This window comes from Roseibium sp. SCP14 (genome assembly GCF_040329475.1).
GTDB lineage: Bacteria > Pseudomonadota > Alphaproteobacteria > Rhizobiales > Stappiaceae > Roseibium.
The window spans coordinates 1-225 of sequence record NZ_JBDZYH010000053.1; the positions used below are offsets into that span (position 1 = coordinate 1).

Genomic DNA, 225 nt, shown 5'->3' on the forward strand with positions numbered 1-225 from the left:
ACGGTCGCTGGCCAGTGCCTGCAGGGCTGCGAAATCCGCAAGCGCGAAATCCGTCACATCAAGCTGATCGCGATCGTTTTCAAAATCCTTGATAGTGTCGCTGTCGTCCCCGTTCTTGAACACAAATGTGTCCTTGTAGCCGTCGCCGGTCGATCCGCCCGAGCCGCCACGCAGGATATCGTTGCCGGCACCTCCGGTGATCGTGTCATTGCCGTTTTCGCCGAC

The 225-nt window shown here is 58.7% G+C and carries 1 protein-coding gene; it reads right to left on the reverse strand.

What is annotated here, in order from left to right; all coding sequences use genetic code 11:
* Positions 1-225, reverse strand: a 225-nt coding sequence (locus tag ABLQ08_RS32580; protein ID WP_417714979.1) for a M10 family metallopeptidase C-terminal domain-containing protein, incomplete at both ends; no start/stop codon positions are given.